This window comes from Sphingobium vermicomposti, assembly GCF_011762025.1.
GTDB lineage: Bacteria > Pseudomonadota > Alphaproteobacteria > Sphingomonadales > Sphingomonadaceae > Sphingobium > Sphingobium vermicomposti.
In genome coordinates this window covers 681,860-706,197 of record NZ_JAASQR010000003.1, presented here as the reverse complement: position 1 = coordinate 706,197, position 24,338 = coordinate 681,860, and the positions used below count along the sequence as shown (strand labels likewise).

Sequence of the window (24,338 nt, the reverse complement as noted above, 5' to 3'; positions counted from 1 at the left end):
CTACGCGGCCTCCGCCATGGCGCGCAGCTTGGCCGCGACGGCGCGGACCTGCTCTGCCGTGCCGATGGTGATGCGCAGGCCGTGGGGCAGCCCCTGGCCCGGCAGCCAGCGCGTGGCATAGCCTTCGTCCCACAATCCCTTCATCGCGGCCTCGGCGGTCAGCTTTCCTTCGAACAGGATCAGCAGGAAATTGGCCTTGCTGGGCACCGCGCGCAGGCCATGGTTGGACAGCGCGGCGATTTCCGCCGCCAGCCATTCGCGCCACTGGCGGTTATGGGTGCGGCTTGCATCCACCCAGCCGCTGTCCCGGATCGCGGCGATGGCGGCGGCCTGCCCAGCGGTCGTGACGTTGAACGGCGCGCGGATGCGGTGCAGCGCGTCGATAATCTCTGCGCTGGCATAGCCCCAGCCTATCCGTTCGGCGGCCAATCCATGAATCTTGGAGAAGGTCCGCGTCACCAACACGTTGGCCGCGCTCTTCGCCAATTCCATCCCGCCATCATCCTCATCCCCATCCAGATATTCGGCATAGGCCTGATCCAGGACGAACAATATGTCGGGGCGCAGCGCCGCGTGCAGCCGGGCAATGTCCTCGCGCGGCGTCATGGTGCCGGTGGGATTATTGGGATTGGCCAGGAACACGACCTTCGTCCTGTCGGTGACGCAGGCCAGCAGCGCGTCCACGTCGGTCGCATAATCCGCGTCGGGCGCAATCACCGGGATCGCACCCACCCGCCGGGCGGCGATATCATAAACCGAAAACCCATAGCGGACGTAGAGAATCTCGTCGCCGGGGCCTGCATAGGCGCTCGCCGCGATATGCAGCAGTTCGTCCGATCCCGTGCCATAAATGACCCGCGCCGGGTCCAGCCCGTGGGCGGCGGCAATCGCCTCACGCATCTTCGCCGCGCCGGGATCAGGATAGGTGGCAAGGTCCGCCGTCGCCGCGACCAGCGCCGCGCGCGCCGCCGGACTGGTGCCCAGCGGATTTTCGTTCGCCGACAGCTTGATCAGCGGCCTACCGTCATCGGCGGCCGCCTTGCCCGGCACATAGGGGGAGATGCCGAGAATCCAGTCCTTGGGTGCAGGTTTCGTCATGGCCGGGCTTTAGCGTCATCCGCGCCAAAGGCAAAGCGCCGCTGGATGCGACGGTGAAGCCCTGCCTCCACCCGATTGACAGCATCGCCCCACGGTCCTAGCCCGCTTGGACCATGGCCAGCGCCCCCACCACCGACGACAATCGTTTCGGCCTGCGCCGCCAGGCCCGCCTGCCCGGCCCCCTGCGGCTGGACAGCGGCGCGGCGCTTGGTCCCGTCGACATCGCCTATGAAACCTATGGCCGGATGAATGAGGACAAGTCGAACGTCATCCTCATCTGCCACGCGCTGACCGGCGACCAATATGTCGCGTCCGACCATCCCGTCACCGGCAAACCGGGCTGGTGGTGGCGCATGGTCGGCGAAGGAAAGCCGGTCGACCCGGCGCGCCACTTCATCATATGCTCCAACGTCATCGGCAGCTGCATGGGGTCGAGCGGCCCGGCCAGCGTCGATCCCGCGATCAACGGCCCTTACGCCATGCGCTTTCCGGTGTTGACCATCGCCGACATGGTGCGCGCTCAGGCGATGCTGCTCGACCATCTGGGGGTCGATCGCCTTTCCGCTGTCATCGGCGGATCGATGGGCGGCATGCAGGCGCTCAGCTGGCCGACACTGTTCCCCGACCGCGTCGAAGCCTGCATCGTCATCGCCTCCACCGCGCGCCACAGCGCCCAGAATATCGCATTCCACGAAGTGGGGCGTCAGGCGATCATGGCCGATCCCAACTGGCGCGGCGGCGACTATTATGCCGACGCCCAGGTGCCGAGCGCGGGCCTGGCCGTCGCGCGCATGGCTGCGCACATCACCTATCTGTCCGAAGCGGGCCTCACCGAAAAATTCGGCCGCCGCCTGCAGGGCCGCGATGCCAAGACGTTCGGGTTCGACGCCGATTTTCAGGTGGAAAGCTATCTGCGCCACCAGGGGCTGAGCTTTGTCGAGCGGTTCGACGCCAACAGCTATCTCTACATCACCCGCGCCATGGACTATTATGACATTGCGGAAGATCATGGCGGCAGCCTTGCCTCTGCCTTCGCCGCGTCGCGCGCGCGATTCTGCCTGGTCAGCTTCGACACCGACTGGCTTTACCCGACCGCCGAATCCCGCATCATCGTCCACGCTCTCAACGCCAGCGGCGCGCAGGCCAGCTTTGTGGAGCTGTCCAGCCCCTTTGGCCATGACGCCTTCCTGCTGGAATGCCCGGAACTGAACCGCGTGGTGAACGGGTTCCTGAAGGGCGGGCGCGCATGATCGACAATCTGCGGCCGGACCTGGCCCTGATCGCTCGCATGGTAAAGCCTGACGCGCGCGTGCTGGATGTGGGCTGCGGTGAGGGCGGCTTGATGGCGGCGCTCAGGGACACCAAGAAAGTCGACGCGCGAGGACTGGAGATTGACGCGGGAAATGTCGCCGCCGCTGTCGGTCGTGGCCTGTCAGTGGTGCAGGGGGATGCCGACACCGACCTCACCTATTATCCCGACGCCAGTTTCGACTATGCGATCCTGAGCCAGACGTTGCAAACGACGCGCCGCCCCGACCTGGTCGTGGACGAATTGCTGCGCATCGGGCGGCAGGCCTTCGTATCCTTTCCCAATTTTGCCCATTGGCGTGGTCGGCTGTCGCTGCTGTGGGGCGGCCGCATGCCGGTGACGCGGCTGCTGCCCGACACATGGTATGACACGCTCAACATCCATCATGTGACAGTCGACGATTTCCGCGCGCTGGTGAAGGAGCGGGGCTGGACAATCGATGGCCAGTGGTTCCTGAAGGGCGACAAGGAAACCACCCACGCGAACGCCAATCTGTTCGCCGAGCACGCCGTCTTCCTGCTGCGCCGTTAGAGAAAGACCGCGGCGTCCCCTGGCTGCCACGCAGGCTTGCGCACCATGGCGCGGGCAAATAGCTCGGACGCCACCAGAGCCCGCAACCACGCCTGCACCCGTGGCAAAGGCTGCGCTTCGAACCACGCCGGTTCCGTTCCCGCAAATTGCCGCACAAAGGGAAAGATAGCGATGTCGGCGAGCGTTCTATGCGCTCCGCACAGATAGTCACTGGCCACGAGCCGCGCCTCCAGTTCGCCCAGCACTTCCATTGCCCCAGCACGATGGACCAGCGGGTCCGATCCATAGCGGGTCGCATATTTATAGCGGTCCAGATGCTGCTTGAACGGTCCATCATTCGTCGCGATCAGCGCGGCGTCATCCCCGTCCAGCCAGCCTTCCGGGTCGCGCAAGCGCAGCGCCCAGCGCATGATGTCCAGGCTCTCGTCGATCACCGCCCCGTCCGGCAGCGCCAGCACTGGAACCGTGCCCTTGGGGGACAGCGACAGCATGGCGGGCGGCTTGTCGCGCAGCACGACTTCCCGCAACTCCACTGGCTGCCCACTGGCGATCAGGGCCATCCGCGCCCGCATGGCATAGGGACAACGCCGAAAACTGTAGAGGATGGCGGTCATATCGCGCCGCCGATGCCGTCAGCGTTCCTTGGTCGCGCTGAATTTCACCTTCGGATGCCGCTCCTGCTGGTAACCTACATCCCATGCGCTCTTGGCCATGAAGACCAGATTGCCATCGCGATCCTTCGCCATGTTCGACACGTTGAACGACGCCAGGTCCCTGACCGCCGCATCATCGCCCGAAACCCAGCGCGCGGTATCGAACGGCGCAGGCTCCAGCCCCGCCGCCACCTTATATTCCGCCTCCAGCCGCGAAATCAGCACTTCGAGCTGCAACTGCCCGACCACGCCGACCACCCAGTTGCTGCCAATTTCGGGATAGAAAACCTGGATCACTCCTTCCTCGGACAGGTCATCCAGCGCTTTGCGAAGCTGCTTGGTCTTGGTCGGATCCTTCAGCACCACGCGCCGCAATATTTCCGGTGCAAAGTTTGGCAGGCCGGTAAAGCGCACCCCCGCCTTCTCGCTCAGCGTGTCCCCAACCCGCAAAGTGCCATGGTTGGGAATGCCGATGATGTCGCCGGGAAAGGCCTCGTCCGCAATCTCGCGATCCTGCGCGAAAAAGAGGATGGGGGAATGCACCGCGATGGGCTTGCCCGATCCGCTGGGCGTCAGCTTCATGCCGCGCCGGAACTTGCCCGAACATAGCCGCATGAACGCGATGCGGTCGCGGTGCTGCGGGTCCATATTGGCCTGCACCTTGAAGATGAAGCCCGTCACTTCGCCATTTTCGGGCTCCACCGGCGCAGGCTCGGCGGGTTGCGCGCGCGGTGGCGGCGCGTGGGCGGCGAGCGCGTCGATCAATTCGGTGACACCGAACAGCTTCAACGCCGATCCGAAATAGACCGGCGTCAGGTCGCCGTGGCGATAGGCGGCCAGATCGAAATCGGCATAGCCGCCGACGGCAAGCTCCGCCTCTTCCCGCAGCTTCGCCAGCCCCCGCGTGGAAATATGCTCCGCCAGCGCATCATCGTCGATGCCCTCGACGAACACTTCCTTGCCCTCAAATTCCTTGCTGGGGCCACTCGGTTGCCGCAGTCGGTTCTTGGCAAAGTCGTAAACGCCTTCGAACTCGCCGCCCATGCCCACCGGCCAGCTCATCGGACACACGTCCAGCGCCAGCGCATCGGCCACTTCATCCAGCAGGGCAAAGGCGTCGCGGCCCTCGCGGTCGACCTTGTTGACGAAGGTGATGATCGGCACGTTGCGCAGGCGGCAGACTTCGAACAGCTTGCGGGTCTGCGGCTCGATGCCCTTGGCCGCGTCGATCACCATGACCGCCGAATCCACTGCGGTCAGTGTGCGATAGGTATCTTCGGAAAAATCCTCGTGCCCCGGTGTATCCAGCAGGTTGAACGTGATGCCATCCCGCTCGAACGTCATGACCGAGCTGGTCACGGAAATCCCGCGCTGCTGCTCGATCTTCATCCAGTCCGACCGCGCGCGCCGGTTCGCCCCGCGTGCCTTGACCTCTCCGGCCAGGTGGATCGCGCCGCCTTCCAGCAACAGCTTTTCGGTCAGCGTGGTCTTGCCAGCGTCAGGGTGGGAAATGATCGCGAAGGTGCGGCGGGATGGAATGGTCATGATGCTGTCGGGGGCTCGGTACAAAAACAACCGTTCGCCCTGAGCTTGTCGAAGGGCTTTGCTTCCTTCCAGGGAAGAGGCTTCGACAGGCTCAGCCCGAACGGAATCATGGAAGCCGCCGTTACACGTCCACGACCGTCACGTCCATGCGGAACCGCCGCTCTTCGCCGGGCAGCAATCGCATGATGCCCTGCTTGTCCCACACATCCCCATCAAAGCCGACAAGGTCCGCCATCCCCGCCCAGGGTTCGACGCACAGATAATGCGCGCCCGGCTTTTGCCACAGGCCCAGCCAGGGTGTGTCGGGAAAATCGATCCGCAAACGCGTGCGTCCCGGCACCCCCCAATGCAGGCTGCGGCTTTTCAGATCGTCCCAGATCAGCGCGTCGCCTTCGAACATCGCATAAGTGGGGGTCAGCATCCTGCCCTCGACCGGGGATGGCGCAGTTTCGCGCGCGATCAGGCCGGGTTCGTCGCCCACCTTGCGCAGGGCGGCGGGTTCGGGCTGTTCGAATTCGACGCGATGCTCTTCGACCGACCCGCCAAAGGGCAGGGGCCAGGCAAAGGCGGGATGGTAGCCGAAGGAAAAGGGCATGTGGCCATCGCCCCGGTTCGTCACCATGGCCGTCATCATCACCGTTCCCCCGGCAAGGGCGAACTGCATGTCCAGCCGGAAGTCGAACGGATAGACGGCCCGCGTTTCGGCGTCTGCCTCCAGCCGGAAGGTCGCCGATTCCGGCAGATGTTCCACTTGGGTAAAGGCCATGCGGCGCGCAAAGCCATGTTGCGGCATGCTATAGTCGCGCCCGTCCAGCCGATAAACATCCCCCCGCGACCGCCCGACAAAGGGAAAGAGCAGCGGCGCATGCCCAGTCCACCAACGCGGATCGGCGTCGGTCATCAGTTCGCGTCCCTGCGCGTCCTTCAGCGACCAAAGCTCCGCGCCCATGGGATTGATGCTGGCGGTCAGGCCATCCGACCCGATGGAAACAAGGCCCTCCACTCCAACCTCCGTTCGTTTCGAGCGCAGTCGAGAAACCGTTCCTGCCTCACATGATTGGGGAGGCCTCACCCCCGCAGCACGCCGCCCAGCTTCTCCGCTGCCTTCACGATGCTGGCGCTGATCGCGTCCAGTTCTTCTTGCGAAAAGCTCTTGTCCCCTGGTTGCAGGGTCACTTCGATGGCCAGGCTTTTCTTGCTTTCTTCGACGCCGGGACCAGCAAAGACATCGAACAGCCGCACATCGACGATGCTCTTCTTGTCAGCACCCCTGACCGCACGGACCAGCGCATCCGCCTCCAGCGCCTCGTCCACGACAAAGGCGAAATCGCGCTTCACCGCCTGCAGGGCGGGCGGCGCGTAGGGTGCGCGCATAAAGCCATTCCGGCGTTTGGCCGGGATCGCATCCAGAAAAATCTCGCCTGCCACCACCGTGCCGGTCAAACCAAATTGCTTAGCTAACGAAGGATGCAAAACGCCAAACTCCGCCAGCACCGTCTTCGGACCTAGCCGCAACGTGCCCGACTGCCCCGGATGATAGGCAGCCGACGCCTCGCCAAAGCTCTGCAAATTGCCCACCGGCGCCCCTGCCGCCGCCAGCAGAGCGACGACTTCACTCTTGGCATCAAAGGCCGTGAAGGCCTGCGCCTTCCCCGTTTGCCAGCCACGCGGGAGCTTTTCCCCAGCGAGTACAAAACTCGCGGTGGCCCTTTCCCTGTCGGCGAAATAACGGCGGCCCAGCTCGAACAGCCATACCGAAGAAGCGCCGCGATCCACGTTCCGTCGCGAAGCCGACAGCAGGCCCGGCAACAGGGACGGGCGCATGACCTTAAGGTCCTCCGAAATCGGATTGGCCAGCGCCCAGTCGCCACCGCCAATGCTGGCCGCTTCCTTTTCGGAGATGAAGGACCAGTTGATCGCTTCCGACAGGCCGCGCGCAGCCGCCGTCCGCCGCACGCGGCGCTCCATCAACTGTTCGACCGTTGCCGTCGCCTTGGCGACGCCTGGCGTGCGGGGCAGGGGGGTGGATGGCACCTGATCCAGCCCGACGATCCGCACCACTTCCTCGACCAGATCGGGCCAGCCATCCACGTCCCGCCGCCAGCTAGGAACGCTGACGGTCCAGTAAGCGGGCGTCGTCACCGGCACGCCGTCCTGATAGTCGAAGGTGGCGTCATGTTCCTCAATGCCGAAGCCTAGGCTTTGCAGGATGCGCTTCTGCTCATCGTCCCCCACGTAGACGCCCGCCAACGACAGGCATTGCGATGGGTCGTAACGAACCGTGTTGGCCGCGACGGGCGGCTCGCCCGCCCGCGTCGCTTCGCTGGGGGTGCCGCCGCACAGCTTCACCACCAGGTCGGTCGCGATCGACAGGCCGTCGTCGAGGAAGGCGGGATCGACCCCGCGCTCGAACCGCCCGCGCGCATCGGATGTGAGGGCGAGCTTCTGCCCCGTCATCGCGATCCGCTCCGGCGTGAAATAGGCGCATTCGATCAGCACGCCGGTCGTGCTGTCCTGCGCACCCGAATGTTCGCCGCCCATGATGCCGCCAATGTCGTGCACCGCCGCATCGTCCGCGATGACGGTCATCGTGTCGTCCACCGTGTAGGTCTTGCCGTTGAGCGCCAGCACCTCTTCGCCCGCACGTCCCTTGCGCGCTACCAATGGTCCCTTCAGCACGTCCAGATCATAGACATGCAGCGGTCGCCCCAGGTCGATCATCAGATAGTTGGTGATATCGACCAGCGTGCTGATCGGCTTCTGCCCGATCGCTTTCAGCCGTCGCGCCATCCATTCAGGCGATTGCCCATTGGTGACGCCCTTCACCGTCCGCGCGAAAAAGGCGGGGCAGCCATCGGCATCATCGACCCGGACATCGGGACCGGGTCCGGCACCATTGATCTCAGGCACGATGATCGCATTCAGCGTGCCAAGGCCCGCCGCTGCCAGATCCCGCGCAATCCCGCGCACGCCCATGCAATCCTGCCGGTTGGGGGTGATCGACACGTCGATGACCGGATCGTCCAGACCCGCCCACTGCGCATAGACCTGCCCGACCGGTGCCTGCGGGTCGAGGTCGATGATGCCGTCATGATCCTCGCCCAGTTCCAGTTCCCGGAACGAACACATCATGCCGTTGGATTCGACCCCGCGAATGGCGGTCTTTTTCAGGACCATGCCATTGACCGGCACCACCGCGCCTTCGGCGCCGAACACGCCAATCAGGCCTGCGCGCGCATTGGGCGCGCCGCACACGACCTGCAGCGGGCCATCGCCCGCATCGACGGTCAGGACCTGCAGCTTGTCGGCCTGCGGATGGGGATCGGCGGTCAGAACACGGGCAATGCGGAACGCCCCCAGCTTTTCCGCCGGGCTTTCGACGCCTTCGACTTCCAGCCCGATATTGGTCAGGCCTTTCAGGATGGTGCTCAGGTCAGCATCGGTGTTGAGGTGCGTCTTGAGCCAGCTCAGGGTGAACTTCATGCGCCCACTCCTCCGCTCAGCGTCGGCACGTCCAGCGCCGAAAAACCATAATGCCGCAGCCAGCGCAGATCGCCGTCGAAGAAAGCGCGCAAGTCGTTCATCCCATATTTCAGCATCGCCAGTCGGTCGACGCCGGTGCCGAAGGCGAAGCCCTGCCACTCATCCGGGTCCAGCCCACAGGCCTCGATCACCCGTCGGTTCACCATGCCGCTGCCCAGCACTTCCAGCCAGCCGCCGCCCGGCGCGTCGCCGTCGCCGCCGATCACACGCTGTCCGTTCGTCAGCATATAGCCCACGTCGACTTCCACAGACGGTTCCGTGAAGGGGAAGTAGCTCGGTCGAAGCCGCAGCACGATGTCATCCCGTTCAAAGAATGCCTTGAGAAATGTTTCCAGCGTCCATTTGAGGTGGCCGAGCGTAATGCCCTTGTCGATCACCAGTCCTTCAATCTGGTGGAACATCGGCGTATGTGTGGCATCGCTGTCCGAACGATAGACCCGTCCCGGCGCAATGATGCGAATCGGCGGTTCCTGATTCATCATCGTGCGGATCTGCACGGGGGACGTATGGGTGCGCAGCACCTTGGGTTCCGCGCCATCTTCGGCGCTCAGGTAGAAAGTGTCGTGCATGGCGCGCGCCGGATGGGTTTCAGGCATGTTGAGCGCCGTGAAATTATGCCACTGATCCTCAATCTCTGGCCCGGTCGCCACGGAAAAGCCGAGATCAGCGAAGATTTCCGCTAGTTCGTCCATGACCTGGGACACGGGATGCACCGATCCTTGCGGACCCGGATCGGCGGGCAGCGTCATGTCGATCTTTTCGGCGGCCAGCTGTGCGTCCAGAGCCGCCTGCTCCAACGCCGCCTTGCGCGTTGCGAGCGCAGCGGCGACGCTTTCGCGCAGATCCTGGATCGGCGGACCCTTTTCCAACCGATCCTCCGGGCTCATCGGCCCCAGCGTCTTGAGCAGTCCGGTCACGACGCCATTCTTGCCCATCGCGCCCACGCGCAGGGCTTCCAGCGCCTCCAGCGTATCGGCGGCGGCAATGTCGGCGATCAGGCCGGCTTTCAGATTGGCAATTTCACTCATAAGGCTTCGTCGTTCCCGGTAGGCGGAAAGTTTGGCTGCGCCTTAGCCGGACGCGCCGCGCAAGGGAAGGCTCAGGCGTGCCCAGCGCATCCTTCATATTCCGGGGGAACGTGGCCGAGAAAACAAAAAGGGCGCCGGAAGCATCTGCTCCGGCGCCCTTTTGTACGATCTTGCGACCGATCCGGTTCAAGCTGCGGGCAGCGCAGCCTTCGCCTGGGCGATGATGGCGCTGAACGCCTCGCCTTCGTGCATCGCAATGTCGGCCAGAACCTTGCGGTCCAGCTCCACACCGGCCAACTTCAGGCCGTGCATGAACTGCGAATAGGTCAGACCTTCGGCGCGAACACCAGCGTTGATGCGCTGGATCCACAGGCCGCGGAAGGAACGCTTCTTAACCTTACGGTCGCGATAGGCATATTGCCCGGCTTTTTCGACGGCCTGGCGAGCGATGCGGATCGTGTTCTTGCGACGGCCATAATAGCCCTTCGCCTGATCCAAAATCCTCTTATGCTTCGCCTTGGTGGTCGTACCACGTTTTACGCGTGCCATGTGCCTCTACTCCTTACTTCAGGCCGTAGGGCGCCCAGAGGCGCACGTGTGAAACATCGGCGTCGGACAATACCGACGTGCCACGGTTCTGGCGGATATACTTGGCGTTATGGCTGATCAGGCGGTGACGCTTGCCAGCGACGCCGTGCTTGACCTTGCCGGAAGCGGTGAACTTGAAGCGCTTCTTCACACCGCTCTTGGTCTTGAGCTTGGGCATTTTCGTCTCCTTCTTCAGCGCGACGATTATAGACAGCCCCGGCAGCCCTAGTTAGCCGGGCGGTCCCTCCAAATATCGCGAAGGGCGGCGCATAGTCGGCTGAGCGCAGGAAAGCAAGGCGATTCGGCACCGAAAGCCGCCATCAACATCGTTCGCCGGAAGAACGGCGGGTGGACGCCGTCAATGCTGGTGATGTCCTTCGGCCAGCGCCTCCAGCACGTCTTCCAGCCGGGCCGGATCGCCAATCGCGATGACCCGGCCGTCACCTTCTGTCGTCACCGGCTCGCCCGTCCAGTCGCACATGCGCCCGCCAGCGCCCTCCACCACCGGAACCAGCGCGGCGATATCATGCAGCTTCAGGCCTGCTTCGATGACGATATCGACATGCCCCGAAGCCACCAATCCGTAATTATAACAGTCGCCACCCCACACCGTGTCGCGGCATTGACCCGCCAGTCGGGAAAAATGCTCGCCCGTGCAGCCGGGGAAATATTGCGGCCCGGTGCTGGCGAGGATCGCATCCTCCAGCGACCGGCAGGCGCGTGTTTTTACCGGCTGTCCGTTGAAGGTCGTCGGCTGGCCCACCATCCCGGCCCAGCGTTCCTTGGCGATGGGCTGGTCGATGATGCCGACCGTGGGCCAGCCTGCCTGTGTCAGTGCGATCAAGGTGCCAAAGATCGGTCGGCCCGCGATGAAGCTGCGCGTGCCGTCGATCGGGTCGAGCACCCACACTCGCTCCGCATCTTCGCGCGTGGCACCATATTCTTCGCCGATAATGCCGTCCTGGGGCCGTTCCTGTTCCAATATAGCGCGAATCGCGGCTTCGGCGGCCCGGTCGGCTTCGGTCACCGGGGATTGGTCGGACTTGAATTCCGTATCGTAACGCGCGCGGAAAAAGGGGCGGATCGCCGCCGCGGCGGCGTCGGCAAGGCGGTTGGCAAGGGTCAGGTCGTCGCGAGTGGTCATGCGCTTTGCCCTAGCGGCAAAGGGCCGCCCGCGCTAGGCTGAGGCCTACTTGACGATGAAGGAGCGAACAATGCCCGGCTCACCCGTCATCCCCGGTCTGCGCTACGCCGATGCGCCCGCCGCCATCGCCTTCCTCTGTTCGGCCTTCGGTTTTGAAGTGCGCGCTTCCTATGAGGATCAGGATGATCCCACTATCGTCCATCATGCCGAGCTGGTGCTGGGCGATGGCATGATCATGCTGGGCACGCGCGCGAGGGGCAGGACGAATCGCTATATAGCTGGACCACCCCGCGCGAACTGGGGGGCGTGACCAGCTGCATCTATGTGGTGGTGCCCGACGCCGACGCCCATTGCCTTCATGCGCGGAATGAAGGCGCGGTCGTCATTTCCGAACCGCATGACAATATGGGCTATCCGGGGCGCGGCTATGAAACGCTCGATCCAGAGGGCAATCTCTGGAGTTTCGGCACTTACGATCCCTGGGCCGGGGCGGTTTAAGGCTTCGGCAACGCTGCCGCGTTAGACTTTCTGGCGGTAGGCAAGGAGTTGGGCGTGGCGCTGATCGGCTGGTTCTTGAGTTTCGCGGCCCTGCTGGGCGCGCTGGCGCTGCGGCAGGACATGCCGGTGGGCGGGTCCTCCAGCCTGTCGAACATGCTGTTCCTGCTCGCGTTGCTCGCCTGCCCGATGCTGTGGCACGGAAAGCCGCTGGGCATTTCCCGTGCCCAGCGGGTCGTCACCGCGCTGATCCTGCTATTCTGCCTGCCGCTGGTGCTGCTGCCCACCGCATAAAGTCGTGCGGCGCAACTTCAATCAGTCAAACAGGCTGGATACCGAGCTTTCGTCCGCGATGCGCTTGATGGCTTCGCCCAGCAACGGGGCGATAGGCAGATGACGGATGCTCTTGGAGTTGCACACCGCATCGACGCCCTGGATCGAATCGGTGATGACCAGTTCCTTGAGCTCCGACGCTTCGACCCGCGCCACCGCGCCGCCCGACAACACGCCATGGCTGACATAGGCGACCACATCCTCGGCCCCCGCAGCTTTCAGCGCCGCAGCCGCGTTGCACAGCGTGCCTGCCGAATCGACGATGTCGTCGATCAGGATGCAAAAGCGGCCCTTCACGTCGCCGATGATATTCATGACTTCCGATTCGCCCGCCCGTTCACGCCGCTTGTCGACGATGGCCAGGGGGGCGTTGTCCAGCCGCTTGGCCAGCGCCCGGGCGCGCACCACGCCGCCGACGTCGGGCGACACGACCATCAGGTTGCGGTCGCCGAAACGGGCCTGAATGTCCGCCGACATGACTGGCGCACCGAACAGATTGTCGGTCGGAATGTCGAAAAAGCCCTGGATCTGCCCGGCATGCAGGTCGACCGACAAAACGCGGTTCGCGCCCGCCGTGGTGATCAGGTTGGCGACCAGCTTGGCTGAAATCGGGGTGCGGGGGCCAGGTTTCCGGTCCTGCCGAGCATAGCCGAAATAAGGGACAACCGCCGTGATTCGCTTGGCCGACGCGCGTTTCAGCGCGTCGATCATGATCAGCAATTCCATCAGATTGTCGTTGGTCGGGTAGCTGGTCGACTGGATCACGAACACATCTTCGCCGCGGACATTCTCATGAATTTCCACGAAAACCTCTTCGTCGGCGAAGCGGCGGACGCTCGCGTCGGTCAGGGGAATTTCGATATAGTCCGCAATGGCGGCCGCTAGCGGCTTATTGGAATTGCCGGTCATGAGTTTCATGGCCTGGACCCCCGTGACGAATTGATGACGCTGAGAAACGCGGCCCCTTTAGCGGGCGTTGCCGCGACTGGAAAGGCGCTTTTGCGCCTTGTGGGAAAATGGATTAGGGCGCTGGCCCATGACCGACAAACTTGTGATCGCCCTAGCCCAGATGACTCAGTCAGTGGGGGATCTTGCCGCCAATGCCGATGCGATGCTGCAATGGCGCGAACGTGCGAGGGAAGCCGACCTCATCGTCTTCCCCGAACTTCAGCTGATCGGCTATCCGCCGGAAGATCTGGTGCTGAAACCCGCGCTGGTTGAACGGGCCAATCAGGAACTTGACCGCCTGGCGCAGGCAACGGCGGACGGCGGCCCCGCCATGCTGGTGGGCACGGTCGTGGCTTCCCAGGGCGTGCTGTTCAACGTCGTCGCGTTGCTGGAAAATGGGGCCGTGACCGCGATCCGGCAGAAACGTGAACTTCCCAACTACGGAACCTTTGACGAAAAGCGCCTGTTCGCGCCCGGCCCGCTGCCGGCCCCCATCGATTTCAAGGGCGTGAAGATCGGCGTGCCGATCTGCGAGGACATATGGTTTCCCTTTGTTACCGCCCATCTGCGTGCGGAAGGGGCGGAATTGTTGATCAGCCCCAATGGCAGCCCGTTTGAGATCGACAAGGATGACCGCCGCATCAACGCAGTCGCTGGAACGCGCGTGCGCGAAACCGGCCTGCCGCTGATCTACATCAACCGGGTTGGCGGGCAGGATGAGCTCGCCTTCGACGGCGCGTCCTTCGTCATGGGGGCGGACCTTTCCATCGCGCATCAACTGCCCGATTGGGAGGAGGCGCTGGTCCTGACGCAATGGGAAAAATGGGACGGGCAATGGATATGCATGCCCGGTGAGCGTCACGCCCTAGATGAGCGCCCCGCCGACATCTACAATGCGATGACCATCGCCCTGCGCGACTATGTCGACCGCAACCGTTTCCCCGGCGTGGTGCTGGGCCTGTCGGGCGGTATCGATTCCGCGCTGTCCGCCGCCGTCGCCGTCGATGCGCTGGGCGCGGACAGGGTGTGGTGCGTGATGATGCCGTCGCGTTTCACCAGTCAGCACAGCCTGGACGATGCGGTCGAATGCGCCCGGCTGCTGGGGGTGCGTTATGACGTCATCCCGATCGAAGCTGGCACCGCGGCGTTCGACGCCATGCTGGGCGACGTATTCGCGGAACGGCAGCGTGATTTGACCGAAGAAAATATACAGTCGCGCATTCGCGGCGTCTTGCTCATGGCGCTGTCCAACAAATTTGGCCACATGCTGCTGACCACCGGCAACAAGAGCGAGATGTCGGTCGGTTATGCCACCATTTATGGCGACATGGCGGGCGGCTATTCCGTGCTGAAGGACGCCTACAAGACGACCGTGTTTGACCTTAGCCGCTGGCGGAACGCCAATGTGCCGTCACTGGGCGAAGGCGTGGGTCCCGCTGGCCCGGTCATGCCCGAACGCGTCATCACCAAGCCGCCGAGTGCCGAACTGCGCGATGATCAAAAGGATGAGGACAGCCTGCCGCCCTATGACCTGCTCGACCCCATCCTCTATGGGCTGGTGGAAGAGGAACTGTCGGTCGAACAGCTGGTCGCGCGCGGTTTCGACCGCGACATGGTCGCGCGGATCGAACGCCTGCTCTACGTCGCTGAATATAAGCGCCGCCAGTCGCCGCCCGGCGTGAAGCTGGGCATCCGCAACTTCGGACGGGATCGCCGCTATCCGATCACCAACGCCTTTCGGACGCTGTAGCCCATGACCGTCATCACTCGCTTTGCCCCTTCGCCCACCGGCAACCTCCACGTCGGCAACATCCGCGCCGCGCTGCACAACTGGCTGTGGGCGCGGAAAAGCGGCGGCAGCTTCCTTTTGCGCCTGGACGACACCGATCAGGAACGATCGCGCCCGGAATATGCCGACGCGATCCGCGCCGACCTTCGCTGGCTGGGGCTGGACTGGGATGATGAACAGCGCCAGTCCGACCGGTTCGCCTTGTATGAAGCCAGGTTCGAAGCCCTGAAGGCTGCTGGCCATGTCTATCCCGCCTATGAAACGCAGCAGGAACTGGAATTGCGCCGCAAGGTGCTGCTGGGGCGCGGCCTGGCGCCGGTGTATGACCGCGCCGCGCTGACCCTGACCGCCGACCAGATCGCCGCCCATGAGGCTGAGGGGCGCAAGCCGCACTGGCGTTTCCGGCTGGATCATGATCGGCCGATTGTCTGGACCGACCTGATCCGGGGGGAGCAGCGCTTCGACCCCAGGCTGCTGTCCGACCCGGTGATCCGCCGCGCGGACGGAAGCTGGCTCTACATGCTGCCTTCCGTCATCGACGATATCGACATGGGCGTCACTCACGTGTTGCGCGGTGAAGATCATGTCACCAACACGGCGGCGCAAATCCAGATGTTCTCTGCCCTGGGCGCGCCCATACCGCAATTCGCGCATGAGGCGTTGCTGACCGGCAGCGAAGGAAAGCTGTCCAAGCGGCTGGGGTCACTGGGCGTAGCGCATTTCCGGGAAATCGGCCTTGAACCCATGGCTATCGTGTCGATGCTCGCTCGGCTGGGCACCAGCATGGCGATCGAGCCGCTCGCTGATCCGCAGCCGTTGATCGACAGTTTCGACTTTGCCCGGTTCGGTCGCGCGCCTGCGCGGTTCGATGAGGGCGAACTGGCGCATCTCAACCAAAAAATCGTGCATTTGCTGCCCTATGCTACCGTGGCGGACCGGCTGCCATCCGGCATGGACGCCGGGGCGTGGGATGTCATCCGGCCCAATCTGGAAACCGTGGCGCAGGCGGCGGACTGGTGGCGGATCGTTACCGGGCCGATAGAAGCGCCCGCGCCAGAAGATGGCGAATTTCTGGAGCTTGCGGCTAGCGCGCTGTCACAGGAAAATTTCGATGCGGACATCTGGCGGACGCTGACGGATCGGCTGAAGGGGGAAACCGGCCGCAAGGGCAAGTCCCTGTTCCTGCCTCTGCGGCGGGCGCTGACGGGGATCGATCATGGACCGGACATGGGACAGTTGCTGCCCCTGATCGGCAAGGAGGAAGCGGTTCGGCGGCTCAGCCGCGCATAGCCTCCAGCGCGCGGCCCACCGCCAATATGCCTTCGGGCGCGACGGCAAAGCCCATGTGGGTGCAATCCACCTCTATCGCATGATCCCGCTCGCCCCGTCGGCCTCGAGCGCATGCGGGCATGATCACCCCGTCGCGCCTTGACCACAGAGCGACCGTGGGCACGGATGGCTTTTCTTCCCGGCGGCAGGTGAAGGGCGGGCGGTCCACGGGAAAACCGGATATCAGCTGGTAGATGCGCCACGCATGGTTGGCGCGTGGATCGCCGGAAAAGGGCGTGCCCATGGTCACGACGCCGCCAACCTTGGCCCGCGCAAATTTGGCATATTCGCGCGCGAACAGGCCGCCCAGGCTCCACCCGATCAGGGTCACGGGATCGCCGCTGGTGTTACGGCGGATCTGATCGATACGGCGGTCAATCTGTTCCAGCGTGTCGGCGCGAGGGCCAAAATTGCGCCCCATGCCCCAGCCATGCGCCCGGAACCCTGCCGATTCCAGGATCGCGCGCATCGGCTCCATCCTGTGTTCCGACGCGAGCAGGCCGGGCAGCAGCAGCAATTGGCGGCCATCACCCCTTATCGTAGCGGCCAGCGATGCCGCCTGCGCCCGGCTGCGCGCCAGGTCGAATGGCATGGATGCGTTGCCGATCAGATGCTGAAGCGAAGGTCGTTCAGCCGCGCCGGACCCACCGGCGAGACGCCCTTTCCAGAAGCTTGTTATGGCGTCGGCATAGGGCGGCACGAAAACATGATCCTCCAGCGCGTGGGCGAAAGATGACATATTCATGACAAATGCGCCGCGCGTCCAGAGGTTTCAGCCGCGCTGGTAAACCGTTGGTCGATTGTGACAGAAGGTCAGGGTGTCAGCGGAGAGGTCGGTGCGCCTGCTGTGCCATCCACTGCGCGCAACTGGCGCGGTTCCAATATGGCAGCCGTTTCGATGAGGTCCAGCGCGCGGTGCGCCTCCAGATAACGGCGGGCGAGCTGCAACCAACGGTCGGCGGCGGCGCGGCCCGGCATATGTTCCACTTCGGCCAGGGCCGGTCCGACCCTTCCCGCATCCATGAACCGGATCGCGCGGTCCATCGCCGCCTGCGGGCGCGGCGAAGGCGTGGACGCCCGGCGAATGGTCACCAGTTCGCGCACTTCATGTTCCAGCGCTTCCCACCAGCCGGTGTCCGGTCCAGCCATCGTCAGCCGATCGGCGATCCCCATCAGCCCGCCGCGCAGGTCGGGCAAAGTCACCGGTTCCCGCGCTGCGTTGATGATGGTCGCCACCGCGCGCGGCTGTGCCTGACCGAACCGGAGCCGCAGCTGCCCTTCGACATAGCCGAGCGGCGTCCCGCTATCGAGCGCGCGCCGGGCGGCAAAGGCGATCAGCAATCCTTCGGCGCGCGCGGCATTGTTGGACGCGGCCTGCGCTTCGACGGTAATGCGGTTCAGCCGCTGTTCCAGCTGCACTACCCGTCCGTCCAGCATCTGCGCCGCATCGTTCGACAGGGGCCGCGGGGCAACGCCGGGCGCTGTCGTCCCGCGCAGATATGGGTCCGCCGAAACAGGCATCTGCCGCGCGCCACTGCCCCAGCGTTTTTGCAAATGGGGCATGGCCAACAGGGTGATGACGACACCGATTATGAAGGCCAGCAGTAGCGCCAGCAGCAGCCACCGTGCGCGTGGACGTGCAGGCGGCGGAGTTGCCGGGGCGTTCGCCGCGCCGCCTTCATCGCTCATCGACAGAGTTTCTTCCATGGTGCGGGATCATTCGCACAATCGGGCGGCTAGGGCCAGCATCCTCTCATCATCGGGGCGATCGGGGGTCTCCGCGCTCGCCCAACCATCGCCACAGGCCGACAGGGCAGCCGGGCTGATGGCGACGATATGGAACTGATCGCGAAGGTTCACCGGAACCAGATCAGCGACTTTCTGCCCTGCGCGCGGCGAATGGATCAACAGCACCGCACCGGGTTGCAACAGCGTTGCCAGCTCAGCGCCGGCACGCCCCACCATCTCATAGATGATGGTCCGCTGGATGGAGAGCGGCCCTTGGGCGATGGCAGCAACGGTTCGCCCGCCCAGATGCAGCACCCGGCGGTGACCATCCGCCGCGATCCTGGCGGCGATGGCGTTGCCATCCTGATCGCCGGAAACGATGCTATCAAATCCCTGCGCCGCCAGCGCGCGCGCCGTCGCGCCGCCGACCGCATAAGCCGGAAGATTGCGGTAAGCCGCCAGTTGCGGCCCTGCCAGCCGCGCGGCCTGCGCGCTGGTCAGCAATAGGGCGTCGAACTGCGCTGCCGCAGGCGCGGTCCACGCCACCGCCCGCGCTTCGAACAGGGGACAGAGACGGACGGTCAGGCCAAGCGTCAGGGCGCGGGCGGCAGTCTCTTCAGCGCCCGGTTCAGGCCGCAGGATGATGACTGGCCTCACGTTTCGAACAGGGCGCGAAGCTCCGGGCTGGCGCGTTGCAGCAGCGACCGGCCAAGATCTTCGGCATCGTCCAGCGCCCCGCGCGCCAGCACGCACTGATCGCTGACGACTTCGCGGCCGTCCGCGCTCAATATCTCCGCACGTAGGCTGATTTCGCTGCCCTGCATCTGCGCCAGCGCCGCGATCGGCGAATGGCAGGTCCCGCCCAGTCCCTTCAGCACCGACCGTTCGGCCATCACGCAATCATAGGTGTCGGCGTCATTGATCGCCGCCAGCATCGCCAGCATTTCCGCATTGTCGCCCAGCGTCTCTATGCCCACTGCACCTTGCGAGGGCGCGGGCAGCATGACGTCTGGCGATATGGTCGTGCCCACATCGGATCGTCCCAGACGGTCCAGCCCCGCCGCCGCGAGCAGCGTCGCATCCGCTTCCCCCGACGCCAGCTTGGCCAGGCGCGTGGCGACATTGCCGCGAAACAGGATCACTGTGGCATCGGGGCGTAACCGTTTCACCTGCGCCGCGCGGCGCGGTGAGCTGCTTCCCACCACCGGATCATTGGGCAGCGCCTCGAAACTCGCGGCCCCGACCAGCCGGTCGCGCGCGTCGGCGCGGGGCAGCATGGCGGCTATGCGGATGGCGGGCGGACGCAGCGTCTCCACATCCTTCATCGAATGGACGGCAAAATCGATCTCGCCCGCCATCAGCGCGCGGTCCAGTTCCTTGGTCCACAATGCCTTGCCGCCGATTTCGGCCAGCGCGCGGTCCTGGATGCGGTCGCCGCTGGTCTGCACCACGACCGTTTCGATCGTGTCGGGGGCTAACCCGTGTCGGGTGCACAATGCCTCGGCGGTCATCCGCGCCTGCACCAGCGCAAGGGGCGATCCTCTGGTGCCAAGGCGAAGAGGGCGGTCGGACAGGAAGGAGGGCAGAGTCATATCCTGCTTGCTCTAATGATCGCGGCCATTAGATGGAAGCTGCAATGACGATCATCCTGGGCCTGGAATCAAGCTGCGACGAAACGGCGGCAGCGTTGGTGACGGCGGATAGCAAGATATTGGCCCATCGCCTCGCCACGCAGGAAGAGGCGCATCGCCCCTATGGCGGCGTGGTCCCCGAAATCGCCGCCCGCGCCCATGTCGAGGCGTTAAGCCCGCTGATCGCCGCCGTGCTGGCCGATGCAGACATGACGCTGGCCGATGTCGATGTGATTGCGGCGACGGCTGGGCCGGGGCTGATCGGCGGTGTGATGGTCGGCCTGGTCACGGGCAAGGCGCTGGCCCATGCGGCGGGCAAGCCGCTGATCGCCGTCAATCATCTGGAAGGCCATGCGCTGTCGCCTCGCCTCGCCAACCCATCGCTGCAATTTCCCTATCTGCTGCTGCTGGTGTCTGGCGGCCATTGCCAGTTGCTCCACGTCCGTGGCCCCGGCGACTACGCCCGCCTTGCCACGACCATCGACGATGCGTCGGGTGAGGCATTTGACAAGACCGCCAAGCTGCTGGGCCTGGGCTATCCCGGCGGACCTGCCGTCGAACAGGCCGCAGCCAAGGGCGACGCCAAGGCCGTGCCGCTGCCCCGCCCGCTGGTAGGGACGGCTGAACCGCATTTCTCCTTCGCAGGGCTTAAAAGCGCGGTGATGCGGGCGGCGCAATCGGGCCAATATTCAACCGAAGACATTGCGGCGAGCTTTCAGCAGGCGGTGATCGACTGCTTGGTCGACCGCACTGAAAAGCAGCTGGGCGGTCTTGGCGACATCACCGCGCTGGTCGTGGCGGGCGGGGTGGCCGCCAACCAGTCGATCCGCCAGGCCCTGGAAATGCTTGCCAGCAAGCATGACTTGCCGTTCGTTGCGCCGCCGCTGTGGCTTTGCACCGACAATGCGGCGATGATCGCCTGGGCGGGCGCGGAACGCTATGCGGCGGGGCTGGTCGATGATCTGACAGTGCCGGCGCGCCCGCGCTGGCCATTGGATCCGGGGGCGGAAAAGGCGCGCGGCGCGGGGGTGAAGGCATGAAGGCAGGCGTTATCGGCGCGGGGGCATGGGGCACGGCCCTTGCCCAGACATTGTCGGCAGGCGGTGATGATGTCCGGCTCTGGGCGTTCGAACCTGACGTGGTGGATGCGATCAATCGCGATCGGGTCAACCCGCTCTACCTTCCCGAAGTGCCTCTCAACCCCTCTTTGCGCGCCAGCGGCGACATGGCGGACATGGCCGACAGGGACATGCTGCTGATTGTCTGCCCCGCCCAGCATCTGCGCGGTATCGTCGGCAGCGCCCCCGCCGGAATACCGCTGATCCTGTGTTCCAAGGGGATTGAAGCAGGCACCGGCCTGTTGATGTCGGAAGTGGCCGAACAGGCGCAGTCCGCTTCGCCCATCGCGGTCCTTTCAGGTCCGACCTTCGCGCATGAAGTTGCCAGGGGCCTGCCCACCGCGATCACGCTGGCCTGTGCCGACGCCGAACTGGCCGCCCGCATCGCCGCGCGGATCGCTCGCCCGGCCTTCCGTCCCTATATTTCGGACGATGTCGTGGGCGCGGAGATTGGCGGAGCGGTCAAGAATGTGCTCGCCATCGCGTGCGGCGTGGCGGATGGCGCGGGGCTTGGCCTTAATGCGCGCGCCGCCCTCATCAGTCGCGGCTTTGCCGAAATGACGCGCTTTGGCCTTGCGCGGGGCGCGCGCGCCGAAACCCTGGGCGGGCTGTCGGGACTGGGCGACCTTGTGCTCACCTGCTCCTCGACCAACTCACGCAATTTTTCGCTGGGCAAGGGGCTGGGCGAAGGACGCTCGGCTGCCGAACTGCTGACCAATCGGCGGACGGTGGCGGAGGGCGCTTTCACAGCGCCGGTGTTGCGAGAAGCGGCGCGATCCGTCGGCGTCGACATGCCCGTGGTGGAAGCGGTCTGCGCCCTGCTGGAAGAAGCTGCGCCGCTTGTTCAGGTCATCGATGCGCTGCTCACGCGTCCGTTGCGGCCCGAATAATATCGTCGCCCCATTTTCGATTATCGTTTACCATAACAGCAACAGACATGAAGCGACGAGGGGATCCTTATTCTTTGCCGGTAACGGATTCTCCTTCTGCGCAACAGGATGACATTGCAGCTCTTGCCAGGGGCGGCCGGACCAACCTTTTCGGTTTCCTGCTGCGTCTGGCTGCGCGGCTGCCTTTTCTGTTCATCGCGGGGCGCTGGTATGGCGCGGAATCGCTGGGCCGTTTCGCCTATGCCGTGCTGGTCGTGGAATTTGCGGCACAGCTGGCGACGCTGGGGCTGAAACGCGGGCTGGCGGGCGCCTTGTCGCAAACCGAACGGCCCCACAGCCATGTCGTGACCGACGCCATGGCCGTGACATTGGGCGCATCGCTGATCGCGGCGGGCCTGCTGGTCGCCTTTCCCTACGCCATGTTTCCCAACAGCTCGATCAACGGGCTGGACCGGCTGTTGCCGCTGATCGTGATCGCGGTCGCGGGTTCGGATGTGGCGCTGGCGGCCTGCGCCTATCGTTTCGACGTCGGGGCGACAGTGCGCGCGCGGTCGATCATAGAGCCCTGGGCGATCAGCATCGGCGCGTTCGCCTTCGCCTTTTATTCGACCCGCGACGGCCTCATCCTATCCTATGTGCTGTCGATGTTCGCCGCGTTGGTGGCGTCGATCATTCCCATGACCCGCCATTATGGTATTCCCCATGGCTGGCGTCCCGACTTTGGCCGTCTCTTGCGGCTGGCGCGGCGCAACCTGCCGCTGGCGGCTGCGGACGGCATCGAATGGGGGTCGCGTCGACTGGATCTGGCGATCCTGGGCCTCTTCGTCAGCCCCGCGGCGGTCGGCGTCTATTATGTCGCACAGCAGGTCGCGTCCCTGCCCCAAAAGCTCAAGACCAGTTTCGACCCGATATTGGGTCCGGTCATCACCCGCAATCTGGCGGAAGGCAATCTGACCGCCATCGCCCGGCAGGTGAGCCAGGTCGGTTTCTGGATCATTGCCGCGCAGGCGGGGATCGCGTTGGCGCTGGGCATTCCCGGTGAAGCGGTGATGGGTCTGGTCGGTCCGCATTTTGTCGGCGGAACGGGCGCGCTCGCCTTCCTACTGCTGGCGGAGGTCGTCGCCGCCACCGCCGTCGTCAGCGAATCGGCGCTGGTCTATATCGCGCGGCATCGCAACCTCATGATATCGCTGATGATGATCGGGCTGCAGGCTTTGCTCAGCTTCGCCCTTATCCTGGCGGCACGGGACATGGGCCTGTCGCAGGTGGCGATCGCCGCCGCGCCCGCGCTCGCACTGTGCATCGCGCTCGGCGTCGGGGCAGTGGTAAAGGCGCGATTGCTCGCCCGGCTTTTAGGCGCGCGGGTCAATGCCTGGCGCTGGCCGCTGCTGGGCGCGTCCGCGGTTGCCTGCGCCGCCGGTGGGGTCTTCGTCGCGCTGCCCCCCCGCTTTGAATGGGTGGAGCTGGTCTTTGGCATCGCGACGATATTGGGCGTCTATGGCCTGGTCATCTGGCGCTGGGGCTTCGGCCCGGATGACCGGGCCTTGTTCCGCAGCCAAAAGGCGTAAGCTGCGCTTCCCGGCTTCAGTTTAACCCAGCGTTTTCGCCCGGATCGCCAGCAAATCCCGTTCTGGCCGCGCGCCCCAGTGCGAGATAACCTCAGCCGCCGCCGCCGCGCCCAGCTTCAGGCATTTTTCGACGTCCAGCCCCTCCAGATGCCCGGCCAGGAAACCGGCGGCGAACAGGTCCCCCGCGCCCGTCGTGTCGACGACGGCTTCAACCGAAGCGGCCAGCGTTTCGTAACGCATGCCATCGACCACGGCGATCGCGCCCTTTTCGCTGCGGGTCGATACCAGCACCGGCACGCGCGCGGCGATGGCTGCGACCGCGCGTTCGAAATCATCGATCTGCGCCAGCGACTGGATTTCACCCTCGTTCGAAAACAATATGTCGATCATCCCCTGGTCGATCAGGTCGATGAAATCGTCGCGATGGCGGGCGATCACGAAATTATCCGACAGGGTGAAGGCGACTTTCCGTCCCGCCTCCCGCGCGGCGGCGATGGCAGCCCGCATGGCCGCGCGCGGCTGTTCGGGGTCCCACAAATAGCCTTCCAGATACAGGATCGACGCCGACCGGATCAGGTCCATGTCGACCGCCGATTGCGGCAGGAACTGGGACGCGCCCAGAAATGTGTTCATCGTCCGCTGCGCGTCGGGCGTCACCAGGATCAGGCAGCGGGCGGTGGGCACTTCGCTGCTGACGGCGGGCGTTTCATAGCGGATGCCCAGCGCGCGCACGTCATGCGTGAACACTGCCCCCAGCTGGTCATCGCAAACCTGTCCGATGAAGGCGCATTTTTTTCCCAGCGCCGCCAGGCCAGCCAGCGTGTTGGCGGCCGACCCGCCGCTGACTTCCTTGCCAGCAGCCATGTCCGCATAAAGGCTTTCCGCCATCGCCGCGTCGATCAGCTGCATGCCGCCCTTCGTCAGGGCATGCTCGGCCAGAAATGCGTCATCGCTCGGCGCGAGTACGTCGACAATGGCGTTGCCGATGGCGACAACATCAAGCGTGGGAGCTGCGGTCACGCGACATCCTTATGATGGAGAAAGACATAATTTGGCTGCGGTCTCTATCG

The 24,338-nt window shown here is 64.6% G+C and carries 23 protein-coding genes and 1 pseudogene; 9 read left to right on the top strand and 15 right to left on the bottom strand.

Annotated elements, in window-relative coordinates; translation table 11 throughout:
* Complete coding sequence (gene hisC, locus FHS54_RS13205; protein WP_167304241.1) at positions 1-1,098, bottom strand: histidinol-phosphate transaminase; 1,098 nt, start codon at positions 1,096-1,098, stop codon at positions 1-3.
* Between the two features lie 113 nt (positions 1,099-1,211).
* Here hisC and metX point away from each other — a divergent pair, with 113 nt between their 5' ends.
* On the top strand, positions 1,212-2,348 hold the full coding sequence (metX, locus tag FHS54_RS13200) for a homoserine O-acetyltransferase MetX (RefSeq protein WP_167304240.1): 1,137 nt from the start codon (positions 1,212-1,214) through the stop codon (positions 2,346-2,348).
* Positions 2,345-2,938: a methionine biosynthesis protein MetW gene (metW, locus tag FHS54_RS13195; RefSeq protein ID WP_167304239.1), complete on the top strand. Its 594-nt coding sequence runs from the start codon at positions 2,345-2,347 to the stop codon at positions 2,936-2,938. Before metX ends, metW begins: the two co-directional genes overlap by 4 nt.
* On the opposite strand, the gene FHS54_RS13190 is transcribed toward metW, so the two are convergent.
* From FHS54_RS13190 to hisN, 8 genes are all read right to left on the bottom strand, one after another.
* Positions 2,935-3,552, bottom strand: a complete 618-nt coding sequence (locus FHS54_RS13190) for a glutathione S-transferase (protein ID WP_167304238.1) — start codon at positions 3,550-3,552, stop codon at positions 2,935-2,937. The two genes, metW and FHS54_RS13190, sit on opposite strands and share 4 nt — an antisense overlap.
* A gap of 18 nt (positions 3,553-3,570) precedes the next feature.
* Positions 3,571-5,136, bottom strand: a complete 1,566-nt coding sequence (locus FHS54_RS13185; protein ID WP_167304237.1) for a peptide chain release factor 3 — start codon at positions 5,134-5,136, stop codon at positions 3,571-3,573.
* A 121-nt stretch (positions 5,137-5,257) separates the two neighbouring features.
* Positions 5,258-6,139, bottom strand: a complete 882-nt coding sequence (locus FHS54_RS13180) for an aldose epimerase family protein (RefSeq protein WP_167304236.1) — start codon at positions 6,137-6,139, stop codon at positions 5,258-5,260.
* Between the two features lie 65 nt (positions 6,140-6,204).
* Entirely contained in the window at positions 6,205-8,619 is a 2,415-nt protein-coding gene (pheT, locus tag FHS54_RS13175) for a phenylalanine--tRNA ligase subunit beta (RefSeq protein WP_167304235.1), read from the bottom strand.
* Entirely contained in the window at positions 8,616-9,707 is a 1,092-nt protein-coding gene (pheS, locus tag FHS54_RS13170) for a phenylalanine--tRNA ligase subunit alpha (RefSeq protein ID WP_167304234.1), read from the bottom strand. Before pheS ends, pheT begins: the two co-directional genes overlap by 4 nt.
* Before the next feature lie 186 nt (positions 9,708-9,893).
* On the bottom strand, positions 9,894-10,256 hold the full coding sequence (gene rplT, locus FHS54_RS13165) for a 50S ribosomal protein L20 (protein WP_167304233.1): 363 nt from the start codon (positions 10,254-10,256) through the stop codon (positions 9,894-9,896).
* 13 nt (positions 10,257-10,269) lie between these two features.
* Positions 10,270-10,473 (bottom strand): 50S ribosomal protein L35, encoded by a 204-nt coding sequence (rpmI, locus tag FHS54_RS13160; RefSeq protein ID WP_167304232.1) that lies wholly within the window; start codon positions 10,471-10,473, stop codon positions 10,270-10,272.
* A gap of 180 nt (positions 10,474-10,653) precedes the next feature.
* Positions 10,654-11,439 carry a histidinol-phosphatase gene (gene hisN, locus FHS54_RS13155; RefSeq protein WP_167304231.1) on the bottom strand — a complete coding sequence of 262 codons (786 nt, stop codon included), beginning with the start codon at positions 11,437-11,439 and terminating at the stop codon, positions 10,654-10,656.
* A 70-nt stretch (positions 11,440-11,509) separates the two neighbouring features.
* Between hisN and FHS54_RS13150 the strand changes: the two are divergent.
* Positions 11,510-11,937 (top strand): annotated as a pseudogene (locus FHS54_RS13150) (VOC family protein).
* A gap of 54 nt (positions 11,938-11,991) precedes the next feature.
* Positions 11,992-12,228: a hypothetical protein gene (locus FHS54_RS13145; protein WP_167304230.1), complete on the top strand. Its 237-nt coding sequence runs from the start codon at positions 11,992-11,994 to the stop codon at positions 12,226-12,228.
* A 21-nt stretch (positions 12,229-12,249) separates the two neighbouring features.
* Here FHS54_RS13145 and FHS54_RS13140 read toward each other — a convergent pair whose 3' ends face one another.
* Complete coding sequence (locus FHS54_RS13140; protein ID WP_167304229.1) at positions 12,250-13,185, bottom strand: ribose-phosphate pyrophosphokinase; 936 nt, start codon at positions 13,183-13,185, stop codon at positions 12,250-12,252.
* 118 nt (positions 13,186-13,303) lie between these two features.
* Here FHS54_RS13140 and FHS54_RS13135 point away from each other — a divergent pair, with 118 nt between their 5' ends.
* Together FHS54_RS13135 and gltX are read left to right on the top strand one after the other, a co-directional pair.
* Positions 13,304-14,965, top strand: coding sequence for an NAD+ synthase (locus tag FHS54_RS13135; protein ID WP_167304228.1), 1,662 nt, complete (start codon positions 13,304-13,306; stop codon positions 14,963-14,965).
* Between the two features lie 3 nt (positions 14,966-14,968).
* Positions 14,969-16,294, top strand: coding sequence for a glutamate--tRNA ligase (gene gltX, locus FHS54_RS13130; RefSeq protein ID WP_167304227.1), 1,326 nt, complete (start codon positions 14,969-14,971; stop codon positions 16,292-16,294).
* Here gltX and FHS54_RS13125 read toward each other — a convergent pair.
* The 4 genes from FHS54_RS13125 to hemC all read right to left on the bottom strand — a co-directional run bounded on the left by FHS54_RS13125 (position 16,281) and on the right by hemC (position 19,653).
* Positions 16,281-17,033, bottom strand: a complete 753-nt coding sequence (locus FHS54_RS13125; protein WP_167304495.1) for an alpha/beta fold hydrolase — start codon at positions 17,031-17,033, stop codon at positions 16,281-16,283. The two genes, gltX and FHS54_RS13125, sit on opposite strands and share 14 nt — an antisense overlap.
* Positions 17,034-17,146: 113 nt before the next feature.
* Positions 17,147-18,040: a hypothetical protein gene (locus FHS54_RS13120; RefSeq protein WP_167304226.1), complete on the bottom strand. Its 894-nt coding sequence runs from the start codon at positions 18,038-18,040 to the stop codon at positions 17,147-17,149.
* Between the two features lie 9 nt (positions 18,041-18,049).
* Positions 18,050-18,718: a uroporphyrinogen-III synthase gene (locus FHS54_RS13115; RefSeq protein WP_167304225.1), complete on the bottom strand. Its 669-nt coding sequence runs from the start codon at positions 18,716-18,718 to the stop codon at positions 18,050-18,052.
* Positions 18,715-19,653: a hydroxymethylbilane synthase gene (gene hemC, locus FHS54_RS13110; RefSeq protein ID WP_167304224.1), complete on the bottom strand. Its 939-nt coding sequence runs from the start codon at positions 19,651-19,653 to the stop codon at positions 18,715-18,717. Before hemC ends, FHS54_RS13115 begins: the two co-directional genes overlap by 4 nt.
* Before the next feature lie 44 nt (positions 19,654-19,697).
* On the opposite strand from hemC, the gene tsaD reads away from it, so the two are divergent.
* The 3 genes from tsaD to FHS54_RS13095 are packed head-to-tail and all read left to right on the top strand — an operon-like array spanning position 19,698 to position 23,268.
* A complete protein-coding gene (gene tsaD, locus FHS54_RS13105; protein ID WP_167304223.1) occupies positions 19,698-20,732 on the top strand; it encodes a tRNA (adenosine(37)-N6)-threonylcarbamoyltransferase complex transferase subunit TsaD in 1,035 nt (344 codons plus the stop codon).
* Positions 20,729-21,700 carry an NAD(P)H-dependent glycerol-3-phosphate dehydrogenase gene (locus FHS54_RS13100; protein WP_167304222.1) on the top strand — a complete coding sequence of 324 codons (972 nt, stop codon included), beginning with the start codon at positions 20,729-20,731 and terminating at the stop codon, positions 21,698-21,700. The genes tsaD and FHS54_RS13100 overlap by 4 nt, the downstream gene beginning before the upstream one ends.
* A 47-nt stretch (positions 21,701-21,747) precedes the next feature.
* Positions 21,748-23,268 carry a lipopolysaccharide biosynthesis protein gene (locus FHS54_RS13095; RefSeq protein WP_167304221.1) on the top strand — a complete coding sequence of 507 codons (1,521 nt, stop codon included), beginning with the start codon at positions 21,748-21,750 and terminating at the stop codon, positions 23,266-23,268.
* Between the two features lie 21 nt (positions 23,269-23,289).
* Here the strand turns inward: FHS54_RS13095 and FHS54_RS13090 are convergent, their stop codons facing one another.
* The gene (locus FHS54_RS13090; protein WP_167304220.1) at positions 23,290-24,288 is read right to left on the bottom strand and encodes a PfkB family carbohydrate kinase; all 999 of its coding nucleotides are present in this window, start codon (positions 24,286-24,288) and stop codon (positions 23,290-23,292) included.
* Positions 24,289-24,338: the final 50 nt, after the last annotated feature.